Raw genomic sequence first — 23,413 nt, forward strand, 5'->3', positions numbered from 1 at the left:
GGCTCACCACAGGAGGACGTCATGAACCAGCCCACCCGCTTCACCGAGTCCCTCGATGGGGTCGTCGTCGACCACCTCGTCATCCGCGACGCCGACGTCGCCCGCGAGGCCCGCCGCTGGACGCTCGGCGCCCGCGGCCCCGTCGTCGACGACCCGGACGCCTTCGTCGAGGCCGACCTCTCTGCGTACGTCGCCGAGGCCGTCAAGATGGGCGCCCACGCCCTCGCGGCTACCGGCCAGGCCCAGGAGAGCCAGGCGCTGGAGCGGATCATCCGCGAGGTCGGCGACAAGACCACTGCTTCCACCAACACCGCCGTCGCCGAGACCAGCCGGGTCGTCGGCGAGGCGTCGGCGGCGATGACCAAGACCGCCACCGAGGTGCGCACCCAGCTCACCGAGGCCGGTCAGCAGACCCGGGCGACGCTGACGACCGCCGTCACCGACGCGACCGCCGGCCTCACCGCCGAGGTGCGCAAGGTCCTCGGCGGCGACAACCCTGAGCTCCTCGAGCGCCTCCGCCCGGTGCTCGACCGGTTTGGCACCCAGCTAGACGCCCGCGTCGTGACGAGCACCGAGACGCTGGTCGAGAAGGTCGCGCGCCAGTTCGACCCCGCCGACCCGACCTCGCCGATGGCCAAGCACACGGCGTCTCTTGCCCACCAGCAGGAGCAGCTCACCCGGCGGCTCAACGAGCAGCACCAGGAGCTCACCACCAAGGTCGACCAGCTCGCGACCGCGATCAAGGTGCAGGACGCGCGCGCCATCCTGGCCAAGGTCACCCCCATCAAGGGCGGCGCCTACGAGGACGGCATCAACGCGGTCATGCAGGACGTCGCTGCCGGGCTCGGCGACGCCTACGACGACACCGGGGCGATGGTCGGCGTCCTCCCGCGCAACAAGAAGGGCGACGGCGTCCTCGCCGTCGGCGGGGGCGATGTCCGGGTGGTGCTCGAGATGACCGACTCGGCGCGGACGGGGTGGACCGAATACCTCGACGAGGCCGAGCGCAACCGCAACGCTGTTGCCGCGCTCGGCCTCGTGCGGACCGCCGAGCAGAACGGCGGCCAGACGATCCGGATGATGGGCGCACGGCGCATCGTCATGGCTTTCGACCCCGAAACCGACGACCCCGACCTGCTGCGCACCGTGGTGATGCTGCTGCGCACCATGGCTGTTGCCGCGTCGTCCCGGGTCGACGCGCTCGAGCTCGCCACCGTCGAGGAAAAGATCGTGGAGGCGCTCGAGTGCCTCGGCAAGGTTGACGACCTCAAGACGGTTGCGGCCCGCGTGGGCAAGGACGCCGAGAAGATCGGGTTGCAGGCGAAGAGCGCCGCCACGACCATCCGGCGCCTGCTCACCGAGGCTCAGACCTCTCTCACCGGTGCGGTCGCGACCCGCGTGGGCGACGTCGGCGCCGGCGCCGGCGCCGCCTGAGCCAAGCACACGCTCCGCTCGAAGAGCTCGCGATGCCGCGAGCGTTCACCATGCAGATTTCGTCCATGGCGTTCGCACAGGTTTCGATCCGTTCGAGGGCGGGCACGCCTAGCCTCACTTTGACGGCCATCATCGCGACGAGGAGCGAGTGTGGACCGGAACGAGAAGAAGCGGCTCCGTGACCACATCGGCGAGCACCTGGACGTCTCCGGCGCGCGCCTGACGGACGACGAAGCCACCTTCCTGAGCGAGTTCGTCGACGAATACGACGAGAAGCACCGGGGGCACTCGGAGACTTGGACCCGAAGCTTCGACAGCTGGAGCTCGGACGGGAAGTACACCCGGAAAGAGACGTTCACCGACACGTTCACCGACGACGTCGGGATCCGCCGGGACTACGAATACCAGGACGATGGCGGGCAGCACGGGGCGTCGTCGACTGAGATCAGGGACGCCCGCGGGGTCCTTGACTGGTTCCGGGATCGCTTCTGACACACCAGGCGCCAGAGCTCAGACCTCGTCGACACCGACACCGACGGCCCCCCTCTGCCGTTTCGGTCGACCAGCAAGCGGAGTCACACCGCGACGAGCCTTCGAGCCGAAGTGCTCGACCCGGTGTGGGGGGCGAACCGACACGCTCTGGTCCCACCTGGCTGCCGCCCTCGGTGCACCGTAGGCAGCAGACGTCCCTGTCACCGCCACGGGTGTGGGAGGTTCGCTGGATGAGCTTGCGCAGCACTCGGGACCGTCGAGATCCTGGCGAAAGGGCGGCGTTGCCGGGTCGCGGTCCACCCCCGCGTCGCGCGCCTATCGGGATCTCTTGGCACGTTCGTCCCGCGCGTCGTAGGCCCGCGGGAGAGACTAGCGCGGTGAGTCGTACCCCCATCAGCAGTGAGATCGCCGCCGCGTTCGGCAGGTTCTTCTTCGCCGGCAGCGGTCCAAGCCACTCAACGCTCACCCGAGTGTTCACTGCGGCCGGGTACCACCAGGACGACCCCTACGATCCGGCCACCCAGACGCCGAACAAGGAACAGCGTGTGGTGCGCGTGGCGACTGCGGCGTCGCGGCGTCAGCAGGGTGCGGTCACGTTGGTGAAGGAGCTGCTCACGGCGCTGCGGGTGCACGGGTGCTTCGACGCTCGCGCCGGCGACTTCGCAGACGAAGCCGCGCATCTGAAGCGTGCGCTGCTGCAGCAGGGCTGGATCCTCGATGAGAACGGCTACGCCGCACCAGCGGGGCGGGTCGACCTCGAGACCGGTGGACGGCAGGCGCTCGACGAGCAGATGGCGCGCATTCAGCGCAACGTCGACGACCCCGGGGCGCTGCTCGGCACCGCGAAGGACCTGGTGGAGGCGACCAGCAAGTTCGTGCTCGAGGAGCGCTCGATGATGCCGCCCCGGACGCTCAGCTTCGATGAGGTGCTGCACCTTGCGTTGGATCAGCTCGGCCTGCTGCCCAGCATGGTCGATGCGACCCGCCCGGGGGGAAAGCAGCTGCGGGCGATCTACCAGTCCGCCAAGACGGTCGCGTCGACGGTGAACGAGCTGCGCAATCTGCAAGGCGCTGGGCATGGGCGCACCCTGCCGACGGGGGTGTCGCCGGAGACGGGACGCTACGTCATCCGGGAAGCCGCTCACGTGGCCGAGCTCATGCTCAGCACTCATGATCGTCAGATGGGTCGACGAAGCTGAACCGCGCGGTCGCGGAACCCGGCGGTGCGGCTGTGAATCCGGAGCGGTTAGCCGCTTCGGGCTCTGCGCGGCAGCGGTCCCTGCCTGCGAGCAGGCAAGGCCGTACCTGGCGACCGTTCCGCTACGGCGGGCACATGACCCGAGTGTCGATCACCCACGAGTGGCGCTCAGCTGACGAGCTGCAACGCCAGGTCGCCCTCGCCGACGATGACTACGTTCATCCTTCAGCCGCAGCCGTGATGGCAGGTCACCTGATGGGTCGGATCCTGCGCTGGTATGAGACAACCTCACCCGCGCCGCCGGGAAGACGTCATCGCGCTGCTCCGGGCCCTGCGCCGGCGCTGAGCCGGTCACCGCGGTCCGCATCGGCCGCACAACCGCCGCCGCGTTCCGGTTGCCAGCAGATTGGCGCTGCGCACCCACCTGTCAAGCGCCATGACCTAGCGCCGCAAGAAACGCGACCGAGGAGCCGCACTCACGTTTGACCTAGGCGGACGAGCGGGGCGGCGAGCGCCCGATCTCTCGTTCCTTGCGCGCAACGCGCTCACGAGGCGCACTGCCCAAGGCCCCAGCCCGGCCAGCGGCGTATCGCAGACGTGTAGCGAAGGTGGAACGCAGCAAGGCCGCGCCGACGGATGTCGGCGCGGCCTTGCTTTAAGAGGCGATCAGCGATGGGCGCGCGCGTTGCCGCACGACCCCGTATTTCGCGAAGTGGGTGCCCGCTATTCCGCGAACACCCCGTGGTGGAGCTGGCGGGAATCGAACCCGCGTCCTCGAGCGTCGAACCAGGTCTTCTCCGGGTGCAGTCTGCGATGTCGCTTTTCTCGGCCCCGGCGCTCGCGCAGACGCGTCGCCGACAGGCCCAGTCAGGATTGAGTCCCGATCAACCCCCCTGACAGGAGTTGAGCAGCAAGTCTCCTAGATGACGCCAGGGTCCGGGACGGAGACGGATGCCCGGTCTGACGCTTCGATCACCGCTCAGGCGGCGAGAGCGAAGGAACTGCGCTTAGCGTTGGCAGTTATTGGTTTCCAGCGATCGTTTACGAGATGACGCTGGCTCCTCGACCCGCTTCCCCTGGGACTAACGTCCCAAGTCGAAACCGATCAGCCCCTCTTGAGTTGTAGTGCTCGCCCATCCTAGCGCGCCCGCGCCGCCGGTTGTTCCCGGCGACGTCGGGCGCGGGGCCGCTCAGCCGGCCGTGCCCTCGAGCAGGTAGTCGCGCACCGGGGTCGCGAGGTCCTCGTCACCCTCGAGCTCGGTCTCGTTGCCCCCGCTGGAGACGACCGCGGCCTGCTCCTCGCCGTCGTCGCAGGACCCCTTGAGCAGGCCGACCCGGGCGTCGTTGACCGAGAACACCAGCGCGATCGCCGGGTCGGTGTCCTGGATGCAGACCTCCTGGTCGGTCTTCTCGAAGCGGCCGACCGACACGCCCTCGGGGAAGTCGGCCTGGGCGTTGAAGTCCTCCGCGGAGTCGTAGCCGCCCTCGGGGGCCTGCTGCTCGAAGAGCACGGTGATGAGATCGACGTAGTCCTGGCCGGTCGCCTCGACGCCGGAGTCCTCCGCGGGCTCCGAGGCGTCCTCGGAGGAGGACTCCGAGGTGGAGGCGCTGGCGTCGGCCTCCGGCTCGGCGGAGTCGTCGGACCCGCCGCAGGCGGTCAGCGACAGCGCCATGACGGCGGCGGGGACGAGGGCGAGCGTGCGGCGCACGGCGGAGCGGGAGGTCATGGTGTCCTTCGGATCGGGTCAGGGCGCGGTAGGACGCCCCACGCCCACTGTCCCACCCGCTGTCCCCGGTGGTGGAGGAGGGAGCCCCAGCGTCCCCGGTGGTTGAGGAGGGAGCGCCAGCGACCGTCTCGAAACCACAGCCGCACGGTGATTGAGGAGGGAGCGCCAGCGACCGTCTCGAAACCACCCTCACACGACAGCGCAACCCCCTCCACAGATCACCCGACGCCTCTAGTCATCGAATGCCTGTTCGAATAAACTAGGCGCATGCTCCTCGACATCGACACCACCGGCACCGTGGTCGACATCGAGTCCCTCGACGCCGACGACGTCCTGGAGTACGCCGCCGACACCGCCCGCTCGGTACGCGCCGCGGAGCGTCGCACCCTGCGCGTCATGGCCCGCTGGGGAGCCCTCAACCCCGACCGGGCCTACGCCTGGTCAGTGCCGGGCATGACCCGCCACGGCCTCGACGAGTTCGCCGCCGAACCCCTCGCCCTGGCCCTGGACATCTCCCCGGTCAACGCCGGCTGCAACCTCGCGGAAGTCATGGAGCTGGTCCACCGCCTGCCCCGGGTGTGGGCGATGGTGGAGGACCTCACCCTCCCCGGCTGGCGCGCGCGCCGGATCGCCTCCCAGACCCAGGTCCTCAACGACACCGGGGCCGCGTACGTCGACCGCAAGGTCGCCGCCCTCGGCCACCGCGCACAGAGCCTGGGCGCGCGACGCATCGAGCTGTTCGTCGCAGAAGCCGCGGCCAGGCACGACCCCCACGCCCAGGCCGCGCTCGAGGAGAAGGCCCGCGGCGGGTGGAACGTGCGGGTGACCCACGACGTCGACCGCGGGTCCGCGTCCGGCACCTCCTGGTTGGAGGTGCTCGGTGACACCCAGGACCTCACCCGGTTCCACGACCTGATCTGCGCCACCGCCGCCGAGCTCGGACGCCACCAGACCTCGACCGGAGCAGCGGTCGAGTCGCTGGAGGTCCGCAAGGCCCGCGCGATCGGCGTCATCACCGACCGCGCCCAAGGACTCACCGCCCTCGACTCCGTCGAACCCACCACCGCCAAGGAGCGGGTGGTCTACGTCCACCTGCGCCCCGAGGACCTCGAGCGCGCCGAGATCCTCGCCGCCCTCGACGCCACCCGCGACGAGCAGGAGCCCCCGCCACCCACCGAGGCCCCGGCCGGAGAACCCCCACCGGACCCCCGGGACCTCCCCACCCCCGTAGACCACGAGACCGTCCTCGCGGGACAGGTCGCGAACCCGGTGGCTGAGGAGCGAGCGCAGCGAGCGTCTCGAAGCCCCGCCGCGGGCAACGACCCCGAGACCACCGCCGGACAGGCCCCGGCCCCGGTGGCTGAGGAGCGAGCGCAGCGAGCGTCTCGAAGCCACCCCACCCCCGTGGAGCAGCCCGCGAGCAACCCCTACCGCACCACCGGACCCGACCTGCGCCCCTCCCCGGTCCACCGCCACCACGAGACCAGCCACCTGTCCCAGATCGACCGCACCGGCCCACCACCCGGCACCGCGGTCGTCGAAGGCCTCGGGGTCGTCTCCACCACCACCCTGCGCCGCTGGCTGGCCGGCACCAAGGTCTACCTACGCCCCGTCATCGACCTCGACCCCACCACCGCCGGCGCCGTGGACCGGCACGACCCACCACCCTGGATGCGCGAACACGTCACCATCCGCGACCCCCGCTGCATCTTCCCCGGCTGCACCGTGCCCTCACGCCGCTGCGACCTCGACCACATCACCCCCTACCGACCCCTCGACCACGGCGGGAAGCCCGGCCAGACGCACCCGTCGAACCTCGCGCCGCTGTGCCGCCACCACCACCGGTTGAAGACGACCGGCTCGGAGGGCAGCCCGGCCTGGCGCTACCACCGGAACCCCGACGGCACCTACGCCTGGACCAACCCCCACGGCTGGACCACCCTCGTCCGCGCCGGGTGACTCAGGCCGGACCGAGCAGCCGCATCCCGTTGTGCCAGCACACGTCGCGCAGCCAGTCCTCGCCCAGGTCGAGGCGGGCCAGCGACTCCAGCTGGTGGGCATAGGGGTAGGGGATGGTCGGGAAGTCGGTGCCGAGCAGCACCCGGGGCTGCAGGTCGCGCAGCCGCTCGGTGAGCCCGTCGGGGTAGTCGGTGTCCCAGAAGTCGGTGAAGACCATGGTGGTGTCGAGGTGGACCCGCTCGTGGCGCGCGGCCAGGTCGGCGAAGTCGAGGTAGTCCGGCGCCCCGAGGTGTGCGGCGACCACGGTGAGCCGGGGGTGGGCCGCCAGCAGCCGCGCCATCGGCGCGGGTCCGGTGAAGTCGTTGCCGACCGGTGCGTGGCCGGCGTGCACCACCACGGGTGTGCCGGCGTCCTCGAGCGCGCCCCACGCCGGGGTCAGCAGCGGGTCGTCGAGGTCGAACTCCCCCACCTGCACGTGCACCTTGAACACCTCGACGCCCGCCTCGATCGACGCGGCGACGTAGTCGCCGACCTCGGGCTCGGGGTAGAAGGTGGCCGACCACAGCGACTCCGGCACGTCGCGCTTGAAGCCCGCGGCCCAGTCGTTGAGGAAGCCGGCGATGCCGGGGCGGTGGGCGTAGGGCAGCGTCGAGAAGCGCCGCACCCCCATCTCGCGCAGCAGCGCGACGCGCTCCTCGACGGACAGGCGGTAGCGGATGGGCCAGGGCCTGCCGATCTTCGGACCGGCGGCGTCGAAGACGGCGTGGACCTTGCGCTCCACCGGGGGCGCGAGGAAGTGGGTGTGCACGTCGTACAGCCCGGGCAGGCCGAGGCCCTCCCAGAACGCGCGCACCGGCGCGACGTCAGTCACGCATGCCCTTCATCCGACGGCCCACGGCCTGCTCGGTCTCGCGCACGGCCTGCCGCTCGGCGAGCGCGTGGCGCTTGTCCCAGGTCTTCTTGCCCTTGGCGGTGGCGATCTCGACCTTGGCCCGGCCGTCGAGGAAGTACAGCGACAGCGGCACGATCGTCAGGCCCTTCTCCGAGACCCGCCGCTCGATCTTGTCGATCTCGACCCGGTTGAGCAGCAGCTTGCGCTTGCGACGCGCGGAGTGGTTGGTCCAGGTGCCCTGGGAGTACTCCGGGATGTGCACGCCGTGCAGCCACGCCTCGTCGCGGTCGATGTCGACGAAGCCGTCCACGAGCGACGCGCGCCCCTGGCGCAGCGACTTCACCTCGGTGCCGACGAGCACCAGGCCCGCCTCGTAGACGTCCTCGATGAGGTAGTCGTGACGCGCCTTCTTGTTCTGCGCGATGAGCTTGCGCCCCTGCTCCCTGGCCATCCGTCCATTGTCCCAGGTCGGGTCAATCGGGTTGCGGTCACATCCAGGTCATGGGGTCCACGGCGTTGCCGTTGACCAGCACGGTGTAGTGCAGGTGGCAGCCGGTGGACCACCCGGTGTCGCCGACGTAGCCCACGATCTCCCCGGTCGAGACCCGGTCGCCGACGTCCACGCGGTAGCCGGAGGCGTGGTTGTAGACCACGGTGAGGTTCTTGCCGTTGACCTGGCCCAGGTTGACGTAGAGCCGGTTGCCGTAGACCGAGGAGTAGTACTTCGAGATCACGGTGCCGTCGCCGGAGGCGCGCATGCCCTCGCCGCAGGCGACGCCGAAGTCGGTGCCGTCGTGCAGGCTGTAGTAGCCGTAGATGGGGTGGGTGCGCATCCCGAAGGGCGAGGTGACCGGGCCGGTCACCGGCGGCAGCAGGAAGCCGTCGGCGGGCGCCGAGACGCTCGTCCCGCGCGAGGCCCGGGCCGCCTCCATGATCTGCTGCTTGATCCGGGCCTCCTGGTTGCGCAGCCGCGAGAGCAGCGCGCGGTCCTTGGCCAGCGCCGCCGACGCCTCGCGCCGCGCGTCGAGGCGTACGGCGACCTTGTCGCGCACCTTCTCGCGCCCGGCCACGGCCTGGGCGGTGAGGGCGCGCATGGTCGCGAGGTTGGCCGCAGCCGCCTCGCGCTGCTGCGCCACGTCGTCGCGGGCCTCGGAGAGCTGGTCCTCGCGCACCTGGAGCAGGACCTCGGCGGCGTCGAGCTCGTCGTAGACCTCGGTCTGGTTGCTCGAGATGACGCGGTCGGTCTGCTGCTGGCGGGTGAGGTCGCCCAGGGAGCCGGAGTTCATCAGGGCGGTGAGCGACATCAGCTGCGGGTCGCCCTGCTGGTAGAGCTCGTTGACCGAGTCGGTCACCTCGGTGCGCTGGTCCGCGAGCGCCTGCTGGCCCTCGGCGAGGTCGCTCTCGGCGGTGGCCAGCCGGTCCTCGGCCTTGGCCAGGGCCTCGGCCATCTCGGCGTCGCGCTCGCGCGCCGCGTCGAGCCGCTCGCGCACGGCGGCGAGCTCGGCGACCGCGGCGTCCAGCTCGGCCTGGGCGGCGTCGAGGGCGCCCTGGGCCCGGCGCATCGCGGCGCTGGTCTCGTCGAGCTCGTCGTGGGCGCGCTCGATCTGCTTCTCGACCTGCTTCTGCTGGTCCTGGAGGTCGTCGTCTGCCTGGGCGAATGGGACGGCCACGGCGCCGGTCGCCAGCGCTGAGGTCGCGAGGACCAACGCCAGGCGACGGCGGGCGGCGCTGGGGAAGGAGCGCACGTCATGCCTTCGACTGATCGGGGACTGCTCGGGGAAGAGAGCGGGTCGACGGTAACCCGCCGCGCTCAGACCTTGAGGTATTTGCGCGTCAGCAGGAGTGTCGGCAACAGGGTGAGCACCGGCCCGAGGACGGCCACGACAGCCACGGTCAGCAGGTAGTCGTCGACGCCCACCCACGGGATGAAGCCCAGGTAGTCGGTGAACCGCTGCTCGACGCCGAAGTACATGAACGCCCCCAGCGAGACGACCGAGAGCCCCACCGCGACCAACGCGGTCACCACCGCCTCGAGCAGGAACGGCAGCGCGATGTAGACCGTCGAGGCGCCCACCAGGCGCATGATCCCGATCTCCTTGCGTCGGGCGAAGGCCGCCAGCCGGATCGTGTTGGCCACCAGCAGCAGCGCGGCCACGACCAGGAACACCGCGACCCCGAGCGAGCCGACCTGCATCGCGGTCATGATCTTGAGCAGCGGCGCGATCACCTCCCGCTGGTCGCGCACGTTGGCGACGCCGTCGAGCCCGACGATCTCGCTGGTGATGCCCTGGTACTCGTCGCGGTCCTTGAGCGTGATCCACAGCGACTCGGCCAGGTCGTCCTCGGTGAGGATCGCGTTGGGCCCCTCGAAGCGGTCGGCCTCGTCGGGCCCCAGCAGCTCCTTGGCCTTGGCGAAGGCCGTGGCCTGCGACTCGAAGTAGTAGGACTCGACCTCGGGGTTGGCCTCGACGACCCGCTCGATCTCCTCCTTCTGCTGGTCGGTCACGGCGCTCTGGCAGTTCGGGTCGGGGTCGTCGGAGCGGCAGAGGAAGGCGGTGATCTGCAGCTCGCTGCCCCACTGGTCGACGGCCTTCTCGGCCTGGGCGCGCACCAGCAGTCCCAGTCCGACGAGGGTGAGGGACACGAAGAGGGTGAGGATCACCGCCAGGTGCATGGAGAGGTTGCGTCGCAGGCCCTGGCCGAGGTTCGAGAAGACGTAGCGCATGAGGGGAGGGAGATCTCCTGAGGTGGTCCGGGCCGCGGCCCGGGGGTGTGTCGGTCCCGGAGGGACAGGTCAGTGCTGGAAGCCGTAGACGCCCTGGGCGTGGTCGCGGATGACCCGGCCGTCCTCGAGCTCGATGACGCGCTTGCGCATCTGGTCGACGATGCCGTGGTCGTGGGTGGCCATGACCACCGTGGTGCCGGTGCGGTTGATCCGGTCGAGCAGCTTCATGATCCCGACCGACGTGGTCGGGTCGAGGTTGCCGGTCGGCTCGTCGGCGATGAGGATCATCGGCCGGTTGACGAAGGCGCGGGCGATCGCGACGCGCTGCTGCTCACCGCCGGAGAGCTCGTCGGGCATGCGGTCGGCCTTGCCCTCGAGACCCACGAGCTCCAGCGTCTCCGGCACCGTCGAGCGGACCTCGGAGCGCGACTTGCCGATCACCTCGAGGGCGAAGGCGACGTTCTCGGCCACCGACTTGTTCTGCAGCAGCCGGAAGTCCTGGAAGACGGTGCCGATCTGGCGCCGCAACCGCGGCACCTTCCAGCCCGCCAGACGGTTGATCTCCTTGCCGGCGACGTAGACGCGACCGTCGGTGGGCCGCATCTCGCGCAGCACCAGGCGCAGGGCCGTGGACTTGCCCGAGCCCGAGGCGCCGACGAGGAAGACGAACTCGCCCTTCTCGACGTCGACGCTGACCTGGTCGAGGGCGGGCGCGCCCGTGCCGGGGTAGGTCTTGGTCACCTTCTCGAAGCGAATCACCCGCAGGAGCGTACGCCAGGGCACCACCCGCGTGGGGACCTCGACGCCCGCCCCGGCGACGCTCGTATCGTGGCTCACATGACCGCCTCCGGCCGCCCCCTCCCGGGTCGCACCGCCGCCACCGTCGCCCGGCTGGGCGCCACGGCGCTCGCCCTCGTCGTGGCCCTGACCGCGTGCACCGGCGGCGACGACGCGCCCGCTCCGAGCGAGCCCACCCCGTCGGCGTCGCCGGCCCCGCCGGCGGGCCTGGCCGACCTCGACACCACGACCTTGGCCGTGACCCGCGGCGACCTGTGCCCGACCGTCGACCCCGCGGCGGTCGAGGACGCGCTGGGCGGGGCGCCGGCCGACGCCGAGTCCTACGCCAACGGCCAGCGCGTCGAGCTGACCGGGGGCGTGCGCGACGTCGCCCACGAGTGGAGCTGCACCTGGAGCGGCGCGGGCCGCGAGGCGGCGCGGGCCTGGGTCTTCGCTCCTCCGGTGCCGAAGGACCGGGCTCGGCAGCTGGTCCGCACGCTGGCCACCGCCGACGGCTGCGCCCGCCCGCGGCAGGCCGAGGACTACGGCGCCCCCTCGCTCGGCCTGGTCTGCGAGGCCGGACCCGTCACCCGCGTCCAGTACGCCGGCCTCTTCGGCGACGCCTGGCTCTCCTGCTCGCTGACCCTCCCGCGCTCCACCGAGCGGGCCGACCTGCTCGAGCGCGGCAGCCGCTGGTGCGCCGCCGTGGCGCTGGCCGGCTCCGCCACCTCCTGACGTCCACGCTGATCTCCACCCTGACCTCCCGCCCGCGGGCGGCAGCGGATCCGGGCGAAGCCGCCCGCGGGAGGGTCCCGGGCGACTAGCCTCCCGGCGGGAGGGAGACCCGTCATGTCGCTGCGCCACCACGCCCGGCCCGGTCCACGCCGCACGATCGTCGCGGCGCTGGCCGCGCTCGCCTGCCTCGGCGGCACGCTCGCCGGGGCCGGCGCCGCGCCGGCCCCCGCGCGCGCCCCCGCCCCCGACCCGGCGTCCCCGGCGCCCGGCACCTCCCGGCTCCTCCCCGCCCCGGCGGGCGGCGAGCGCGCCGTGCGCCTGCTGGGCGGGCGTCTCGAGGAGGCCGCGGCACGCAACGACCTCACCGCCACCGCGCTGGTCGACCTGCTGACCGGCGACCCCACGGTCCGCGTCGACGAGCGCGGCAGGGTCCTCTTCCGCGACCTCGACCCGCACCGGCCCGAGCCCGCCGAGGCCCCCGACGCCGCCCGCGAGGCGCAGGCCCTCGCGGCCCCCTTCCCCGACGACCAGACCTTCGCGCTGCACAGCCTCCCCGGCTCGCGGCGCACGATCTACCTCGACGTCGACGGCGGCACCGTGGCCGGCACGGCGTGGAACGACGCGTCCTTCCCCGACGGCGCCGTCACCGGCTACGACCTCGACGGCGACCCCTCCACCTTCTCCCCCGCCGAGCGCGCCGTGGTGCAGGTCGTGTGGCAGCGCGTCGCCGAGGACTTCGCGCCCTTCGACGTCGACGTCACCACCGAGGCGCCCGCCCCGGGTCGCATCGACCGCTCCGGGGAGGCCGACCAGGAGTACGGCACGGTCGCCATGATCACCGGCGACCCCCGCGCCCACGCCGCGATCTGCGGCGACCCCGGCTGCACCGGCGTGGCCTACCTCGACGTCTTCGACGCCACCCGCAGCCACGCCCGCTACCAGCCCGCCTGGGCCTTCACCGCCTACTACGACGACGTCGCCAGCATCGCCGAGACCGTCTCCCACGAGGTCGGCCACACCCTCTCGCTGCACCACGACGGCTGGGGCACCGAGGACTACTACGGCGGCCACGGGCTCTGGGGCCCCATCATGGGCTCGACCGGCCGCCCGGTCGTGCAGTGGAGCCAGGGCTCCTACGCCGGGGCCACCACCACCGAGGACGACCTGGCCCTCATCGCCACCCACGGCCTGCCGCTGCGGGCCGACGAGGCCGGGGCCGACATCGCCACCGCGGCCGCCGCGCCGCCCGCGGGGCCGGCGTACGTCACGACGCGTGAGGACGTGGACGTGTTCGCGCTCGGCCCGTGCACCGGGCCCGTCTCCGTCACCGGCGCGACCGCGCTGGCCAGCCCCGACCTCGACCTCGAGCTGAGCCTCCTCGACGCCTCGGGCGCCACGCTGGCCACGGCCGACCCGCTGGTGCAGTCGGTGCAGGGCCGGCTGACCGGGATGGGGGCCACCGTGTCGCTGGCGGTCACCGACGAGCCGCTGTGGGTGGCCGTCGACGGCGTCGGCGCCGGCGGCTGGAGCACGGACTACGACGACTACGGCAGCCTGGGCTCCTACGTGCTGTCCGTGCTCGGGGACTGCGCCACCGGAGCGCAGCAGCCCGACCCCGACCCGGTGGAAGTCACGGCACCGGGAGCGCCCGCGGTCGACGGGGTCCGGCCCGGCCGGTCCGGGCGGCCGCTGACCCTCGCGGTGCGCTGGACGCCGTCGGTCGACGACGGCGGCTCAGCGGTGACCGGGTGGCGGGTCGCCGCCCAGCGCCTCGACGGCGACGGTGCCGTGGTGCGCAGCAGCACCGGCCCGCTGCTCGCCCCCGAGCGCCGGCGCACGAGCCTGCGGCTCGGCGCGGGGCGCTACCGCCTCGCGGTGACGGCGCTCAACGCGCAGGGCGCGAGCCCGCTCAGCGCGTGGTCCCGCGTGGTGCGGCCGCGCTGAGCGGTCGGGCGATCAGTTCTCGTCGGCCTTCTCGCTGCCGCGGCGCCAGCGGATGCCGGCCTCCAGGAAGCCGTCCAGGTCGCCGTCGAAGACCGCGGAGGGGTTGCCCGACTCGTAGGTCGTGCGCAGGTCCTTGACCACCTGGTAGGGGTTGAGGACGTAGTTGCGCATCTGGTCGCCCCACGAGGCCTGCACGTCGCCGCGCAGCCCGTCGAGGTGCGCCTTCTCCTCGGCCTTCTTCAGCGCCAGCAGCTTGGCCTTGAGCACCACCATGGCGCTGGCCTTGTTCTGCAGCTGGCTCTTCTCGTTCTGGCACGACACGACGGTGCCGGTGGGGATGTGCGTCAGCCGCACCGCGGAGTCGGTGGTGTTGACCGACTGCCCGCCCGGGCCGCCGGAGCGGTAGACGTCGACGCGGATCTCCTCGTCGGGCACGTCGATCTCGTCGGTCTGCTCGAGCACGGGCACGACCTCGACCGCGGCGAAGGAGGTCTGGCGGCGGCCCTGGTTGTCGAAGGGGCTGATCCGCACGAGGCGGTGCGTGCCGGCCTCGACGCTGAGCGTGCCGTAGGTGTAGGCCCCGTGGACCGCGAAGGTGGCCGACTTCAGCCCGGCCTCCTCGGCGTAGGAGGTGTCGAAGACCTCGACGGGGTAGCTGTGCTGCTCGGCCCAGCGGGTGTACATGCGCAGCAGCATCTCGGCGAAGTCGGCGGCGTCGACGCCGCCGGCGCCGGCGCGGATGGTCACCAGCGCCTCGCGCGCGTCGTACTCGCCGTTGAGCAGGGTGCGGACCTCGAGGCCCTCGACCGCGGCCTTGATCTTGCCCAGCTCGCGCTCGGCCTCGGCCAGCGAGTCGGCGTCGCCCTCCTCCTGGCCCAGCTCCGCGAGGATGCCGAGGTCCTCGATGCGGCTCTCCAGGGCGGCGAAGCGGTCGACCTGGCCCTGGAGGTCGGAGAGGCGACCCGTCACGCGGGTCGCGTTGGACTGATCGTCCCAGAGGTCGGGCGCCGCCACCTGCTCGGCGAGGTCGGCGATCTCCTTGTGCATGGCGCCGATGTCGAGCACCTGCTCGATGGTGCGCATCGTCGCCTGGAGCTGCTTGATCTCGGTGTCGTAATCGGGTCCTGCCACGGGCCCAGGGTACGTCCCCGGGCGAGCGGGGCCTACTTGCGACCGAAGACCTGCGCGACGTACCAGGTGCCGTCGTCGTCGGTGCGCGCCGCGAGGCCGAGCAGGCGGTAGGACGGCTCGAGGATGTTGGCGCGGTGCCCGGGCGAGTCCATCCACGCCGCGACGACCGCCTTGCCGCCGGCGTAGCCGTAGGCGACGTTCTCCCCCACGCTGCGCAGGCCGCAGTCGGAGAGGATCGGCTGCAGGTCCTGGTGGGCCATGGTCTCGTTGGCCGCCATCCAGCGGGCCTGCTTCACGGCGTACTTCTGCACGCACTTCTGGCGCTTCAGGGCGACCAGGTCGCGCTCGGTGCGCTCACCGTTGGTGTGGCGCACGGCGGCGCCCTGGTAGCGCTGCTGGGCCTCGGCGCCGGCGGCGACGGCCGGTCCGGGCGCCGCCACCAGGGCGGCGAGCACGGCGGGCGCGGCCACGAGGGCGGCCAGGCGGGAGGGAGTCGGGCGGGAGGTGGTCGGGGCGGGGGTCCGAGAGTTCACGCACCCCACCGTACGACGAACCGGGCGGGTCGTCCCGGGGTCGGGATACGCCATCCTGGCGATGCGCGCCGCTCCCGGCCTGGTGCAGGCTCGGGCTGGTGCGCCTCTTCCCACAGACCTCCACGGCCCGCGGGCCGCTCTCCCCTGCCCTGCTCGCCCTCGCCGCTCTGACCGCGATGCTCGCGCCGCTGGTGGCCATCACGCCCCAGCCCTCCCCCGCCGCGGCGGCCGAGCCGCGTCGGGCCGGCTGCGTCGAGGCCAGCGGCCCCTTCCACGTCGGCACCACCACGGTCACCGTGAGCTCGCGCGGCCGCGATCTCCCGGCCACGGTCGCCTACCCCGCGACCTCCGACGGCGCCGGCGCGACGCCGGTGTGCCGGGTCTCCCCGCTGGTCCTGGCCGGCCACGGCTCGGGCGGTGACGGCGCCTCCGCCGCCGCGCTCCACGGCTACCTCGTCGAGGCGGGCTACGTCGTGGCCGCGCCGACCTTCCCCGGCGGCTTCGACATCGCCGGCTACGCCAAGGACGTGCGACGCACCCTCACCACGGTCCGCGCGGTCTCCGACCGCTCCGGCGGCCTGCTCTCGGGCCGCGTCCGCCAGGGCGGCCCGGTGGGCTACATCGGCACGTCGATGGGCGCCATCGTCGGTCTGGCGCTGGTCGACAGCGAGCAGCGCGACGGCCGCATCCGTGCGGTCGTGGCCAAGGCCGGCACGTCCTTCGACCCCACCTTCCGCCCCGTCGGCGGGCCGCCGCTGCTCATGCTCAACGGCGACGCCGACACCGTCATCCCCTACGCCGGCGCCCGCGAGACCTACCAGCAGGCCCGCCGCACCAAGGGCCTCATCACCCTCAGCGGGGTCGGTCACGACCTCGACACCGGCGGCGACCCGGTGCTGCGCACGACCAGCACAGCGTTCCTCGACCGCTTCCTGCGCAGCCGCGACCACGCCCTGGGCCGCCTGCAGCGCATCGTGTCCGAGTCCGAGGTGGCCAGCCTGCGCAAGCGGTGGTAGGTCCCTAGAGTAAAGGCGTGATCTCCCACCTCGCCCGCCAGGCACGCCTCGTGACCCTGGCCGTCGGCGCCTCCACTCTCGTCGCCACCTGCCTCGTCGCCCCCGCCGGGGCGCAGGCACCGAGCGGGGCCTGCGCCGAGCCCACGCTCCTCGGCACCGCCGGCGACGACCACCTCGTGGGCACCGAGGGACCCGACGTCATCGACGCCGGCGACGGGCAGGACGTCGTCGACGGCCTCGGCGGCGACGACGTGATCTGCGGTGGCGCGGGCGGCGACCGGCTCGACGGCGGCGCGGGCGACGACGTGCTGCTCGGCGGTCTCGACGGGTACGTCGACGCCCCCGAGCCCTACGGCCCCTACCGCATCGGCGACGTGCTGGTCAGCGGACCGGGCGACGACGTCCTCGACGCCGGACCCGACCCGCGCTCGGGCGAGCCCCTCGACGTGGTCACCTTCGAGGGCTCCGCCGCCGCCGTGACCGTGGACCTCGGGGCCGGCACGGCCCGCGGGGAGGGCGAGGACCGGCTGGTCGGCCCGTGGGGGCGCGTGCGCCTCTCACCCCACGCCGACGTGCTGCGCGGGTCCGACGGCGTCGACGACGTGCAGGGCGAGGGCGGCGGCGACCGCCTCGCCGGTGGCCCGGGCGACGACCGGCTCAGCCTCCAGGGCGAGGTGGGCCCGGCCGACCCCGCCACCCTCGCCGGCACCGTGCGCGGCGGGGGCGGCGACGACCTCCTCGTCGGCGCCGCGGGGGCCGACCTGCTCCTCGCCGGGCCGGGCGACGACCTGGTCGTGGCGTGGGCCGGCGCCGACGACGTCGACGGCGGTCGGGGCCGGGACCTGCTGCGCGGCCTCGCCGGCGACGACCTGCTGGACGGCGGCCCCGACCGTGACACCGCCGCGGGCGGCCCGGGTCGCGACCGTCTCGTGTCGGTCGAGGTGCGCCGTTGATGGTGGCGAGCCTCGGGCTCAGCCGATGCTCGCCACCGCCGACCCGGTCGCGCCGACCACGGCGCCGCCGGGCGATCCCGGGATGCTGAGCGGCAGGTCGAGGGGCGCACGGAGCCCGACGGTGACCTCGTCGCTGCCGGGAGCCACGCTCACCGCGACGGCGAGCCCGGGGTACTCGGCGTAGGCGCCCACCTGCTGCAGGTAGGCCTGCACCGCGCCGCGCGCCGTGGCCTCGGTGAGCCGCAGCCGCTCCCCGCCGAGGCCGTCGGTGTAGACCTGCTCGCCCTCACCGGCGCGGTCGGCCGCGGTCAGCGCGGCCCCGTCGGCGAGGGTGTTGAGGCCGGAGCGGTGCAGGTAGGCCGCGGTCGCGTCGACCACCGCCGCCACGCCCATCAGCAGGACGAAGGCGAAGCCGATGACCAGCAGGCTGATCTGCCCCGACTCGTCCTGGCCGCGCGCCCTCACGCCCCCGCCTCCTGGTAGCGGCCGATCGGCACCGTGTGGCTGGCGTCCAGGGCGAAGCTGGGCGCTCCCCCGCCCAGGGCGTCGGGCAGCAGCGGCAGCCGCACGCCGGAGTCGACGCGCACGGTCACGACCGAGCCCGGGCTGTGGCAGTCGGGGCTCGGCACGCAGCTGACGGCGACGTCGACCCTGACGTCCTCGAGTCCCTGGTCGGCGAGGGCCTGCCGGGCGGCGGCCTCGGCCCGCTCCCTGCCGGTGGCGTCGTCGGGGGCCAGGGCGAAGGCCCGGCCCGCGGCGCGGGCCGCCTCGCTCACGCCGAGCGCCCCGCGCTGCACCTCGAAGACGCTGAGCACGATCCACACGATCGGCACCAGCAGCAGGACGCCGAGCCACACCAGCTCGACGAGCGCACTGCCCGCGTCCTCACCCGTCCCGCGGCACCGGCTCACGGGGTCGCCCCCTCCACGGTGGGCTCCTCGACCGCGTGGCCCGCGACGTCGAGCTCCACGGCCGGGCCGCCGATGCCGAGCGCCGGCACCCGCGCCGTCACCGTCACCCGGTACGCCGGCGCCCCGTCGAGCAGCACCCGCTCGACCCGCACGTCCTCGGCGTACCGCGCCGCGACCACGCCGGCCACCTGCTCGCGCGCCGCCGCCGCCCCGTCACCGCCGTCGGCGTCGGCGGTCGCGGCGATCCGGGCACCGTCGGCCGCGGCCGCGGCCAGGGTGTTGCGCACGAAGAGGGTCAGCGAGACCTGGAGGACCCCCAGCACCACCGGCACGAGCACGACCAGCACCAGGACGAAGTCGACGACCGCCGAGCCGTCCTCCCGCCGACCCACTACTTCACCGAGTTCAGCGCGTCCCGCAGCAGGGCCGTGAGCTGGTCTCGCGCGACCGCCGACAACGCCACCACCAGGCCCGCGGTCATGACGGTCACCAGCACCCAGCCCGGCACGTCACCGCGGCCGTCGCGCCGGCGACCCGGAAGAGCCAGCCGCAGCCGCAGGAGGAGGTGCAGGCGGAGGAGGAGCAGGGGCACAGTGGTCACAGGGGGTTCCTTTCCGAGAGGTCGAGCGCCGGGTCAGGGGGCGACCAGGCTGAGGCCCACGACACCGGGCCAGAAGGCGAAGAGCACGGTCACGGGGAGCACGAGGAAGACGACCGGCACCATCATCAACACCTCGCGGCGCGCCGCCGACTCGATCAGCTCGCGACGCCCCGCCTCCCTCACGTCGGCCGCCTGGGCGTGCAGCACGTCGGCGAGGGGGGTGCCGCGCTCGACGGCGACGGCGATGCCCTGGGCGAAGCGTGAGACCAGCGGCAGCCCGGTGGTCGCCGCGAGCCGGTCGAAGGCCGCGCCCACCGGCTCGCCGGTGCGGATCTGGGCGAGCACGGCGGCGAGGTCGGCGCTCAGCGCTCCCCCGCTGCGCCGCACCACCCGGTCGAGTGCCCCCACCGGGCTCTCCCCTGCGGCCACGGCGAGCGCGAGGAGCTCGGCGAGGGTGGGGAACTCCTCCAGCACCTGTCGCTCCCGCGCGGCGACCTGCGCGGAGAGGCGGTTGTCGCGGGCCAGCACGCCGAGGGCGAAGGCGATCACGCACAGCAGCGCCGACCGCGGGGCGCCCGTGGGGTCCGACAGCGCCTGGAGCAGGCCCCACGCCGCGGCGACGGCGAAGCCGCACAGACCCCACAGCACCTGCTCCACCCGGAACTCCTGCACGGAGGAGTCGAGGGCGGCGCGCTCCAGGCGCCGGCGCACCGAGGTGGCTCCGCCGAGCACCCGCTCGACGGTGGCGGCGAGGCTGCTCACCAGCGGCCCGAAGACCTGTCCCACCACGGTGCTCGACCGGCCGGCGGCCCCACCCGGACGAGCGACGGCGGTGCCGGCGACCTGCGGCAGGTCGCGCACGTAGGGCAGCACGCGCGGCTCGAGCTGTGGGCGTCGCACCGCACGCACCCTCGCGAGCGTCAGGAGCAGACCAGCCCCCGCCACCGCGCCCAGCACCGCGCCCCACCAGGCCGGCGTCACGACAGGATCCTCCGCTCCGTGGGGAGCCGCCCGATGCGCATCATGACGCGGTAGGCGACGACGCAGGTCACGGCGCCGATGCTCAGGACGACCACGCCGGCCGGCGAGGCGTAGCGTCGGATCACCTCGGACTGGAACGACATCAGGAGCAGCACCAGCCACGGTGCCGCCACCGCGAGTCGGGCGCCGTTCACCGTCCAGGCCTGACGCGACTGCAGCTCCGAGCGGGTGCGCGCGTCCTCGCGCAGGTAGCCGGACAGGTTGCGCAGCAGCCGCCCGAGCTGGCCCCCGCCGACCTCCCTGGCGACCCGCAGGCCCTCGACGACCCGGTCACCGACGGGATCGGCCAGCCGGGTCTTGAGCCGGTCGAGGCAGTCGCCGAACCTCCCGGTCACCTGGTAGTCGAGCGCGAACTGTGCGAAGGCGTCGCGCAGGGGCTCCGGGCCCCGCGTGGCCAGGTTGGCGAGCGCGTCGGGCAGCGAGAGCCCGGCGCGCACCGCGCTGGCGAGGTTGTCCACCGCCTCGGGCCAGACCTCGGCGAGCTCCGCCTGCCGGGTCCGTGCCCGCCCCGCGACGACGGCCACGGGAAGGTAGGCACCGAGCACACCGAAGGCCAGCGAGACCGGCAGGGTGCGAGATGCCACCTGCACGACCAGGGCCGCGACCGACCCGAGCACGAGGCACAGGACGACGAACGCCGTGACCGACACGTCGGCGAGACCCGCCCTGGCCAGCAGGGTCTCGACCCGGCCCGCGCGCGGCGGGCCGGGGGCGGCGGCGCGCGGCGATGTGAAGGCCGACCAGACGAGCAGGAGTCCGACGCCGACACCGAGCCCGACGAGCGCCCCCATCAGGACCGCCGCCCGTATCCGGCGCTCTCGTCCCCCGCCAGCAGCGCTCGCACATCGATGCCGGCCCGCTCGAAGAGCTCCGGCCGCGGGGCCGACCCGTGGGCGCGGCGCAGCTCCCCGCCCGAGCGCAGGAACACGGGCTCGGTCTCGATCACGTCCTGCTCCACCCTCCCGGGCACCCCGACGATCTCGTTGACCCGCCGTACCCCGGCGCCGTCGACCCCGAGATGGACCACCAGGTCCACCGACGACGCCACGGTCGGCACGACGAAGCGGGCCGAGATGTTCTCCCCCGCCAGGAGTGGGAGGGTGCACATCTTCACCAGCGCCTCGCGGGCGCTGTTCGCGTGCAGGGTGCACATGCCGGGCAACCCGGCGTTGAGGGCGAGGAGCAGGTCGAGGCACTCCTCCGCACGCACCTCTCCCACGATGATGCGGCTCGGTCGCATGCGCAGGCTCTCCTTGACCAGGTCGCGCAGCCGGATCTCACCGGTGCCCTCGAGGCCCGCCTGACGGGTCTGCAGCGGCACCCAGTCGGGGTGGGGGAAGCGCAGCTCGTAGACCTCCTCGGCGGACACCACCCGATCCCCGCCCGGGATGGCCGCGGCCAGGCAGTTGAGCATGGTCGTCTTGCCGGCCTGGGTCCCGCCGGCGACCAGGACGTTCAGCCCTGCGCGCACCGCCGCCTCGAGGAACGTCGCGGCAGGGGCAGTGAGGCTCCCGAGCTCCACGAGGTCATCGAGCCGGGCGGCACGCAGCACGAACTTGCGGATGTTGACCGCCGAGAAGCCGCGTGAGATCCCCTCGAGCACCACGTGCAGGCGGTGGCCCTCGGGCAGCATGGCGTCCACGAAAGGGCTGCTGACGTCGATCCGGCGGCCGCTGGACTTCAGCATCCGTTCCACCAGCTCGGTGACCTGCCCGGGCGACAGCATCAGGTGGGTGAGCTCGTGGCGCCCGTTACGAGCGACGAACACGCGGCTGGGGTCGTTGATCCAGACCTCCTCGACGCTCGGGTCGTCGAGGAAGGGCTGCAGCGGGCCGAAGCCGGACACACGCGCGACGAGCTCCCCGACCAGGGCCTCGACGTCGGCCACGGGCGCCACCGCGCCGGTGAGGCTGCGCTCGTCGTGGTCGCGCACCACGCCCTCGGCGATGCGCCGGACGACCGCGGAGTCAAGCTGGGGATCGACTCCCTCGCGGCGCACGAGCGAGCGCACGTCGACGTCGAGACGCTCCACCAGCTCGTCGTGCGCGGTGCTCTGCGCCATGCGTGTCTCTCCCGTCCCGAGGAGGAGTGAGGTAGGCACCCGATGCGCCTACCACCACGGTAGGTACGACGGAGTGTTACCGCGACGGGGTGTCCCCAAACTGTGGAGAACGTCGGTCGGGACCGGTGGGACAGCAGTGACGGACGAGGTGAGCGTCAGTCGCCGAGCTTGCGCTCCAGCGCCGCAGCCCGCTCCGCGGCGTCGGTGAGCTCGTCGGCGTCGATGGCGTGCGTGCGGTGGAACCACTCGAGCGCGTCCTTCTCGCGACCGGCCGCGACGAGGGTGTCGGCGTAGGCGTAGCGCAACCGCACGACCCACGCGGCACGCGACTTGTTGTTCAAGGGCGCGAGCTCGAGGGTCCGCAGCGCGGCGTCGAACTGCTTCATGTCACGTCGGGCGCCGGCCTCGACGATCGTCATCTCGGCCTTCGCCTCGGGGGCGAAGTTCACCACCGACGGGCTCTTGGCCAGCTTGAGCGCCTGCTCGGGCTGCTTCAGCGCCCGGTGGCAGTCGGCCATGATCGGCAGGTACGCCGTGGCCCCGTTCATCCGCTTGGCAGCGCGCAGCTCCGCCAGCGCCTCGGAGTAGTGGCCGGCGGCGTAGGCCGCCTCCCCGGCCGCCTCACGCACCACGGCGAGCCGCGGGGCGCGGGCGCGTGCAGCCAGGGCGTGCCGGTACGCCGTCTCCGGGTCGTCCTCGATCATGAGACCGGCCGCGGCCAGGTGGCGGGCGATCCTCGAGGCCAGCTTGTCCGGCAGCCCCTTGAGCTGGTTGGCCACCGAGCGGTCGAGCTCGGCCCCGGTGATCTCGTCCGGGAGCTCCGGGCCGTCGTACTCCGCCTGCGAGGCGGTACGAGGCTCCTGCTGGCGATCAGCCGGGCGCTTCCAGTCGCTCTTGCGACCAGGGCGGTCACCCTGGGCACGCTGGGGCCCGCCGCTGCGACCGCCGGACGCCGAGCGACCGCGGCCCCCGGCGGAACCGCCCTGACTCGATCCACCTTGAGCAGAGCGCCCCTGGCCCGATCCTCGCTGGTCACTGCTGCGACCCCCGCTGCGTGCGGGGCGCTGGTTACCGCGTCGCTCGTCGGCCACGGGGGTCACTCTCCTCGGTGTAAATGTCGTAGAGGCCACCCGAAGGTGGCCTCTACGAAGTGTATGTCCGGCGGCGTCCTACTCTCCCACAACCTCTCGGTTGCAGTACCATCGGCGCTGAAAGGCTTAACTTCCGGGTTCGGGATGGGACCGGGTGTTTCCCTTTCGCTATGGCCGCCGTAACTCTTGCG

Annotated in this window: 24 protein-coding genes, 1 rRNA gene and 1 other RNA gene; 8 read left to right on the plus strand and 18 right to left on the minus strand. The window is 72.9% G+C overall.

What is annotated here, in order from left to right; all coding sequences use genetic code 11:
• The first annotated feature begins 21 nt into the window (after positions 1-21).
• The 3 genes from IR170_RS05625 to IR170_RS20225 all read left to right on the plus strand — a co-directional run bounded on the left by IR170_RS05625 (position 22) and on the right by IR170_RS20225 (position 3,125).
• Positions 22-1,434 (plus strand): Fis family transcriptional regulator, encoded by a 1,413-nt coding sequence (locus tag IR170_RS05625; RefSeq protein ID WP_193661486.1) that lies wholly within the window; start codon positions 22-24, stop codon positions 1,432-1,434.
• A gap of 150 nt (positions 1,435-1,584) precedes the next feature.
• On the plus strand, positions 1,585-1,926 hold the full coding sequence (locus tag IR170_RS05630) for a hypothetical protein (protein ID WP_193661487.1): 342 nt from the start codon (positions 1,585-1,587) through the stop codon (positions 1,924-1,926).
• Positions 1,927-2,303: 377 nt separating this feature from the next.
• Complete coding sequence (locus IR170_RS20225; protein ID WP_193661488.1) at positions 2,304-3,125, plus strand: abortive infection family protein; 822 nt, start codon at positions 2,304-2,306, stop codon at positions 3,123-3,125.
• Positions 3,126-3,866: 741 nt separating this feature from the next.
• On the opposite strand, the gene ssrA is transcribed toward IR170_RS20225, so the two are convergent.
• Both ssrA and IR170_RS05645 read right to left on the minus strand, forming a co-directional pair.
• Positions 3,867-4,237: a transfer-messenger RNA gene (ssrA, locus tag IR170_RS05640) on the minus strand.
• Positions 4,238-4,314: 77 nt separating this feature from the next.
• A complete protein-coding gene (locus IR170_RS05645; protein ID WP_193661489.1) occupies positions 4,315-4,851 on the minus strand; it encodes a hypothetical protein in 537 nt (178 codons plus the stop codon).
• Positions 4,852-5,118: 267 nt separating this feature from the next.
• Between IR170_RS05645 and IR170_RS05650 the strand changes: the two genes are divergently transcribed.
• Positions 5,119-6,810 (plus strand): HNH endonuclease signature motif containing protein, encoded by a 1,692-nt coding sequence (locus tag IR170_RS05650; RefSeq protein ID WP_193661490.1) that lies wholly within the window; start codon positions 5,119-5,121, stop codon positions 6,808-6,810.
• A 1-nt stretch (position 6,811) separates the two neighbouring features.
• Here IR170_RS05650 and IR170_RS05655 read toward each other — a convergent pair whose 3' ends face one another.
• The 5 genes from IR170_RS05655 to ftsE form a co-directional block, all read right to left on the minus strand.
• Complete coding sequence (locus IR170_RS05655) at positions 6,812-7,681, minus strand: amidohydrolase family protein (protein WP_193661491.1); 870 nt, start codon at positions 7,679-7,681, stop codon at positions 6,812-6,814.
• The gene (gene smpB, locus IR170_RS05660) at positions 7,674-8,153 is read right to left on the minus strand and encodes an SsrA-binding protein SmpB (protein WP_056863617.1); all 480 of its coding nucleotides are present in this window, start codon (positions 8,151-8,153) and stop codon (positions 7,674-7,676) included. The genes IR170_RS05655 and smpB overlap by 8 nt, the downstream gene beginning before the upstream one ends.
• 37 nt (positions 8,154-8,190) lie before the next feature.
• Entirely contained in the window at positions 8,191-9,447 is a 1,257-nt protein-coding gene (locus IR170_RS20230; protein WP_193661492.1) for a peptidoglycan DD-metalloendopeptidase family protein, read from the minus strand.
• 65 nt (positions 9,448-9,512) lie between these two features.
• A complete protein-coding gene (gene ftsX / locus IR170_RS05670) occupies positions 9,513-10,427 on the minus strand; it encodes a permease-like cell division protein FtsX (protein ID WP_056863615.1) in 915 nt (304 codons plus the stop codon).
• Between the two features lie 69 nt (positions 10,428-10,496).
• A complete protein-coding gene (ftsE, locus tag IR170_RS05675; RefSeq protein WP_056864531.1) occupies positions 10,497-11,186 on the minus strand; it encodes a cell division ATP-binding protein FtsE in 690 nt (229 codons plus the stop codon).
• A 78-nt stretch (positions 11,187-11,264) separates the two neighbouring features.
• Here ftsE and IR170_RS05680 point away from each other — a divergent pair, with 78 nt between their 5' ends.
• Complete coding sequence (locus tag IR170_RS05680; RefSeq protein WP_193661493.1) at positions 11,265-11,939, plus strand: hypothetical protein; 675 nt, start codon at positions 11,265-11,267, stop codon at positions 11,937-11,939.
• A 114-nt stretch (positions 11,940-12,053) separates the two neighbouring features.
• Positions 12,054-13,883 carry a hypothetical protein gene (locus tag IR170_RS05685; protein ID WP_193661494.1) on the plus strand — a complete coding sequence of 610 codons (1,830 nt, stop codon included), beginning with the start codon at positions 12,054-12,056 and terminating at the stop codon, positions 13,881-13,883.
• A 12-nt stretch (positions 13,884-13,895) separates the two neighbouring features.
• Here the strand turns inward: IR170_RS05685 and prfB are convergent, their stop codons facing one another.
• Positions 13,896-15,014 carry a peptide chain release factor 2 gene (gene prfB / locus IR170_RS05690; protein ID WP_056863612.1) on the minus strand — a complete coding sequence of 373 codons (1,119 nt, stop codon included), beginning with the start codon at positions 15,012-15,014 and terminating at the stop codon, positions 13,896-13,898.
• Between the two features lie 32 nt (positions 15,015-15,046).
• Complete coding sequence (locus tag IR170_RS05695; RefSeq protein WP_193661495.1) at positions 15,047-15,547, minus strand: CAP domain-containing protein; 501 nt, start codon at positions 15,545-15,547, stop codon at positions 15,047-15,049.
• A gap of 98 nt (positions 15,548-15,645) precedes the next feature.
• On the opposite strand from IR170_RS05695, the gene IR170_RS05700 reads away from it, so the two are divergent.
• Together IR170_RS05700 and IR170_RS05705 are read left to right on the plus strand one after the other, a co-directional pair.
• Complete coding sequence (locus tag IR170_RS05700; protein WP_193661496.1) at positions 15,646-16,563, plus strand: alpha/beta hydrolase family protein; 918 nt, start codon at positions 15,646-15,648, stop codon at positions 16,561-16,563.
• 17 nt (positions 16,564-16,580) lie between these two features.
• Positions 16,581-17,516: a calcium-binding protein gene (locus tag IR170_RS05705; RefSeq protein WP_193661497.1), complete on the plus strand. Its 936-nt coding sequence runs from the start codon at positions 16,581-16,583 to the stop codon at positions 17,514-17,516.
• An 18-nt stretch (positions 17,517-17,534) separates the two neighbouring features.
• Here the strand turns inward: IR170_RS05705 and IR170_RS05710 are convergent, their stop codons facing one another.
• From IR170_RS05710 to rrf, 9 genes are all read right to left on the minus strand, one after another.
• Positions 17,535-17,981 carry a pilus assembly protein TadG-related protein gene (locus IR170_RS05710; protein ID WP_193661498.1) on the minus strand — a complete coding sequence of 149 codons (447 nt, stop codon included), beginning with the start codon at positions 17,979-17,981 and terminating at the stop codon, positions 17,535-17,537.
• Complete coding sequence (locus tag IR170_RS05715; RefSeq protein WP_193661499.1) at positions 17,978-18,427, minus strand: hypothetical protein; 450 nt, start codon at positions 18,425-18,427, stop codon at positions 17,978-17,980. The genes IR170_RS05710 and IR170_RS05715 overlap by 4 nt, the downstream gene beginning before the upstream one ends.
• Positions 18,424-18,819 (minus strand): TadE/TadG family type IV pilus assembly protein, encoded by a 396-nt coding sequence (locus IR170_RS05720; RefSeq protein ID WP_193661500.1) that lies wholly within the window; start codon positions 18,817-18,819, stop codon positions 18,424-18,426. The genes IR170_RS05715 and IR170_RS05720 overlap by 4 nt, the downstream gene beginning before the upstream one ends.
• Positions 18,819-19,028, minus strand: coding sequence for a hypothetical protein (locus tag IR170_RS05725; RefSeq protein WP_193661501.1), 210 nt, complete (start codon positions 19,026-19,028; stop codon positions 18,819-18,821). Before IR170_RS05725 ends, IR170_RS05720 begins: the two co-directional genes overlap by 1 nt.
• 33 nt (positions 19,029-19,061) lie before the next feature.
• Positions 19,062-19,928 (minus strand): type II secretion system F family protein, encoded by an 867-nt coding sequence (locus tag IR170_RS05730; RefSeq protein ID WP_319804918.1) that lies wholly within the window; start codon positions 19,926-19,928, stop codon positions 19,062-19,064.
• Positions 19,929-20,005: 77 nt separating this feature from the next.
• Entirely contained in the window at positions 20,006-20,860 is an 855-nt protein-coding gene (locus IR170_RS05735; protein ID WP_056903509.1) for a type II secretion system F family protein, read from the minus strand.
• Positions 20,860-22,131 carry a CpaF family protein gene (locus tag IR170_RS05740; RefSeq protein ID WP_193661503.1) on the minus strand — a complete coding sequence of 424 codons (1,272 nt, stop codon included), beginning with the start codon at positions 22,129-22,131 and terminating at the stop codon, positions 20,860-20,862. The genes IR170_RS05735 and IR170_RS05740 overlap by 1 nt, the downstream gene beginning before the upstream one ends.
• 155 nt (positions 22,132-22,286) lie before the next feature.
• The gene (locus IR170_RS19345; protein WP_251534299.1) at positions 22,287-22,910 is read right to left on the minus strand and encodes a hypothetical protein; all 624 of its coding nucleotides are present in this window, start codon (positions 22,908-22,910) and stop codon (positions 22,287-22,289) included.
• Between the two features lie 377 nt (positions 22,911-23,287).
• Positions 23,288-23,404, minus strand: a 5S ribosomal RNA gene (rrf, locus tag IR170_RS05750).
• Positions 23,405-23,413 lie beyond the last annotated feature (9 nt).

Source organism: Nocardioides kribbensis, assembly GCF_015070375.1.
Lineage (GTDB): Bacteria > Actinomycetota > Actinomycetes > Propionibacteriales > Nocardioidaceae > Nocardioides > Nocardioides kribbensis.